This is a genomic window from Mesorhizobium sp. M1E.F.Ca.ET.063.01.1.1 (genome assembly GCF_003998155.1).
Taxonomy (GTDB): domain Bacteria; phylum Pseudomonadota; class Alphaproteobacteria; order Rhizobiales; family Rhizobiaceae; genus Mesorhizobium.
Genome location: NZ_RZSC01000533.1, coordinates 1 through 4,240, shown reverse-complemented (window position 1 = coordinate 4,240; position 4,240 = coordinate 1). Strand labels below are relative to the sequence as shown.

The following is a 4,240-nucleotide window of genomic DNA, read 5'->3' as shown; positions in this document are numbered from 1 at the left end:
GGGCGATAGGTCGGCATCGCGCTACACCAATTGTTTCGGTTTGACGTAGCGGAACAAGAGCGCCATCAGCGCGCCGACGAACACCACCAGCACGACGCTGATCGCCGCGCCCAAGCCCCAGTCCGGGCTCTGGAAGATGCGCAGATAGATCAACTCCGCGATCATCACGCTGCGGCCGCCGCCGAGGATCGCCGGCGTGACGAAGAAGCCGAGCGAGAAGACGAAGACGATCATAGCCGAGCCGATGATGCCGGAGCGCGTCATCGGCACGAACACCGTCCAGAAGGTGCGCATGCGGCTGGAGCCCAGGCCGCGCGCGGCAAGGAGCACGCGCTCGTCCAGGCTGCGCATGGCCGAGGCCAGCGGGAACACCGCGAAGGGGATGAGGAAATGCGACATGCCGACGATGACGCCGAACTCGTTGCGCACCAGCGTCAGCGGCTCGGAGATGAAGCCGATCGATTGCAGCCAGGTGTTGATCAGGCCGCGGTTGGAGAGCAGCGCCACCCAGCCGAAGGCGCGCGTCAGCACCGAGATCCAGAACGGCACCAGGATGCAAAATTCGGCGAGCACGCGCTGCACCGGGCTGCCGCGCACCCAGACCACGGTGATCGCATAGGCTGCGGTGACCGAGACGATGGTGACGATCGCGGCGATGCGCAGCGTGCGGATGAACACCGATTGCACCAGCGGGTCGCTGACCAGCGCGCCATATTGGCCGAGCCCCGGCGTCGGCAAGGTGAAGCTCCACTTCACCACGCCGAGAAAGGGCCAGGCATAGGCAAGGACGAGGAACAGGAGCAGCGGCGCCATCAACAGCGCCGCGCCCATCCTTTCGGAGAGGATGCCTCTCATGTCAGGGTCGCATCTCGGCCTGGATCAGGCGGAGATGATCTTGGTATATTCGTCGAGCGCCTTGCCATAATTCTTGGCGTACCAGTCCATGTCGAGCGGGATCTGCTTCTTCATGTTCTCCGGATCGACCGGGTTGATGCGCTTCTTGTCGGCCGGGATCAGCGCGTCGGCGGCCGGATTGGCAGGGCCTTGGCCGAGCTTTTCGAACATCACCAGTTCCTTCTGCGGGTCCTGGGTGCTGGCGATGAACTTCATCGCCGCTTCCTTGCCGCCGGGATTGTTCTTCAGCACCGCCAGCGCGCCGGGCGAGATCAGGCCCTGGTCCCAGATGAACTTGATCTGGCCGCCGGAGTCCTGCTCGATCAGCGAGGCGCGCGTCGACCACACGATCGCCATCGAGGCTTCGCCATTGAGCAGCACGCTTTGGCTTTCGGCGCCGCCGCCCCAATAGGAGACGACGTTTTCCTTGAAGGCGGCGATCTTGTCATGCGCCCGCTTAAGGTCCAGCGGATAGAGCGAGGCCGGCGCGACGCCATCGGCGAGAAGGGCTGCCTCCCAACTCGACACGCCCCATTTGTAGAGCGAGCGCTTGCCCGGGAATTTCTTGACGTCGAAGAAATCGGCCATGCCGGTCGGCGCGTTGGAGCCGAACTTCTGCGAGTCGTAGGCGATCACATAGGAGAAGAAATAGGTGGACGCCGCATATTCCCAGCCGAAGCCCTCGCGCATTTTCTTCTTGTCGACGATCGAATAGTCGATCGGCTCGAGCATGCCCTGGCCGCCCAGCGTGATCGCCGAGAACGGATCGACGTCGACCAGGTCCCAGGTCGGCGCGCCGCTCTTGAACTGCGCGGCGATCGCGCCTTCCGTCGGGCCAGAGCCGTCCATCTTGACCGGGATGCCGGTGTCCTTGGTGAAGGCCTGGCCATAGGCCGCGTCGTAAGCGGTGATGGCGTCGCCGCCCCAGTTCACCAGCACCAGTCCCTTCGTCTCGGCGAAGGCGCCTGTCGAGCGCAGCAGCATCGGCGTGCCGGCAAGCACCAGGCCCGCGAGCTGCGCGAACTGGCGGCGCGAAATCTCGCCGCGCTTGGTCCTTTCGGACAGAGACTCGATCGCCTGTTTCCGCGTGTGGTTCATATCGTCGGTCATGTCAGTTCCCCTTGTTTTATTGATCTGATCCGGAAGCCGGTGCGGCGATATCAGGCCGCCTCGGCGCTCATTGTCCTCCGCCCGGTAGGAGGAAGCCCTTCTCGGCCGGCCAGGTCAGCCAGACGGAATTGCCCTTGCTCAAAGCCGCCGCCGCCACCTCGTTCGGCACCGAGACGGTGACCTTCGCGCCCTGGCGCGTGGTGAGGTCGAGCTTGGTTGCGGCCCCGAGATAGGTCGAGGCGACAGCGGTCGCCGCAATGCCGTTTTCGCCGGACGCCGCCTCCGGCGCGATCGACATGTGCTCGGGGCGGATGGCGAGGATGGCATCGCCCTTTATCGCTTCGGCCTTGCAGCGCATGTTGACCGCGCGGTCCTCGCAGAGACCGGTGGCGCCGTTGTCGGCCGGCTTGACGCCCTTCACCGGCAGCATGTTGATCTCGCCCAGGAACTCGGCGACGAAGCGGTTGGCCGGGCGGTCGTAGACCTCGTCCGGCCTACCCACCTGCAGGAGCTTGCCGTGGTTGAAGATGGCGACACGCGACGACAGCGCCAGCGCCTCGCTCTGGTCGTGGGTGACGAAGACGAAGGTGGTGCCGGTTTCCTGGTGCAGCCGCTTCATCTCGGCCTGCATCTGGCCGCGCAGGCTCTTGTCCAGCGCCGAGAACGGCTCGTCGAGGAGGAGCACGCCCGGCTCGAACACCAGTGCGCGGGCCAGCGCCACGCGCTGCTGCTGGCCGCCCGAAAGCTGCGCCGGCAGCTTCTTCTCGTGGCCCTTGAGGCCGACGCGCTCGATCATCTCGCCGACACGGCTTTTGATCTCTGAAGCCGATTTCTTGCGCACCTTGAGCGGGAAGGCGATGTTCTGTTCCACGCTCATATGCGGGAACAGCGCATATCCCTGGAACACCATGCCGGCGGCGCGCTGCTCGGCCGGGCGGTCGGTGATGTCGGCGCCGTCGCTGAAAAGGCGGCCTTCGCTCGGCTGCACGAAGCCGGCCAAAATCATCAGGAAAGTGGTCTTGCCGGAGCCCGAGGGCCCGAGCAGGGTCAGGAACTCGCCGCGGCCTATATCGAGCGTCAGATCGTCCAGCGCCCGGAACGAGCCGAAGCTTTTGCCGATCCCGTTCGCCTTGATCTCTGCGGCCCGGCCGGGTTGCTGCATCCTGCCTCTTCCTTGGTCTCAGGTGAAATCGTAGGCAGGGCGGGGGCTCACCGCAACCGAATAGTTTTCGCCTGATCGGCAAATTTGATTCACGGGTGGCGCCAAATCTCCCCCCTTGAGGGGGAGATGTCGCCGCAGGCGACAGAGGGGGTCGCCGCGCGTGGAGCGCCGACGGCCAGCGCGACGCCGATGGTGCTGGCGCTCTTCGTGAGACGACCCCCTCTGACCGCTTCGCGGCCATCTCTCCCTCAAGGGGGGAGATTAGAGCCTGTTCTCCGAAAGCTTCGCCCTAAGCCACTCGCTGAAGGCATTGAGCACAGGGTGCCCCGCCTTGGCATGCTCGAAGACCAGATAATAGGAGCGCGGCGAGGGGACCGACGCTTCGAACGGCTTGACTAGCCGGCCCTCGCTCAGTGCCCGGCGGCCGGTCAGCTCGTCGCCCATGGCGATCCCCTGGCCGGCGATCGCCGCCGAGAAGACGAGGTTCATGTCGGAAAAGAAGATGCCGCCCTCGGTATCGGGATTTTCCACCTTGGACAGCGCCAGCCAGCGCGCCCAGTCCTCGGTGTCGCTGAGATGCAGCAGATTGGCGCGCAGCACGTCGGCTGGCTTGGAAAAGCCGCCGACCTTGTTGAGCAGCGTCGGGCTGCAGAGCGGCGTGAAGGAGACTTCGCAAAGCAGCTCCACCGCCCGGTTCGGCCAGTTGCCGACGCCGAAGGCGATGAAGGCGTCGGCTTCCGGATTGCTGACATCGTCGAGCCGCCGCGGCGTCAGCACCGAGAGCGCGACGTCCGGATACATCTGCTGGAACTCACCGATATGGGTGCACAAGAACATCGAAGCGAAGCCCGGCGGACAGGAGATGCCGAAGGAGCCGCCGACGCCGGCGCCGCTGTTCTGCGTCACCGCGTCGCCGAGCACGGTCAGCGCCTTCCGGACATCGGCCGCGTAGCGCTGGCCGCGCGGCGTCAGCGCCACGCCCTTGCCGATGCGCTGCAGGAGGTCGAAGCCGAGGTCGCGCTCGAGCAGCCGAAGCTGATGCGAGACGGCGCTGCGGGTGAGGTGGAGCTCGTC

At 65.4% G+C, this 4,240-nt stretch carries 4 protein-coding genes; all 4 read right to left on the bottom strand.

Annotation, left to right across the window (positions count from 1 at the left end):
• Positions 1-21: 21 nt before the first annotated feature.
• Positions 22-855, bottom strand: a complete 834-nt coding sequence (locus EOA29_RS27260; protein WP_126094781.1) for an ABC transporter permease — start codon at positions 853-855, stop codon at positions 22-24.
• A 24-nt stretch (positions 856-879) separates the two neighbouring features.
• Entirely contained in the window at positions 880-1,992 is a 1,113-nt protein-coding gene (locus tag EOA29_RS27255) for an ABC transporter substrate-binding protein (protein WP_126095982.1), read from the bottom strand.
• A 79-nt stretch (positions 1,993-2,071) separates the two neighbouring features.
• Complete coding sequence (locus EOA29_RS27250; protein WP_126094780.1) at positions 2,072-3,166, bottom strand: ABC transporter ATP-binding protein; 1,095 nt, start codon at positions 3,164-3,166, stop codon at positions 2,072-2,074.
• A gap of 261 nt (positions 3,167-3,427) precedes the next feature.
• On the bottom strand, positions 3,428-4,240 hold an 813-nt coding region (locus EOA29_RS27245), incomplete at its 5' end, for a LysR substrate-binding domain-containing protein (RefSeq protein ID WP_127221871.1).

Coding starts and splice junctions, on each gene's coding strand:
- EOA29_RS27260 (WP_126094781.1), bottom strand. CDS start 855: ATGAGAGGCATCCTCTCCGAAAGGATGGGCGCGGCGCTGTTGATGGCG.
- EOA29_RS27255 (WP_126095982.1), bottom strand. CDS start 1,992: ATGAACCACACGCGGAAACAGGCGATCGAGTCTCTGTCCGAAAGGACC.
- EOA29_RS27250 (WP_126094780.1), bottom strand. CDS start 3,166: ATGCAGCAACCCGGCCGGGCCGCAGAGATCAAGGCGAACGGGATCGGC.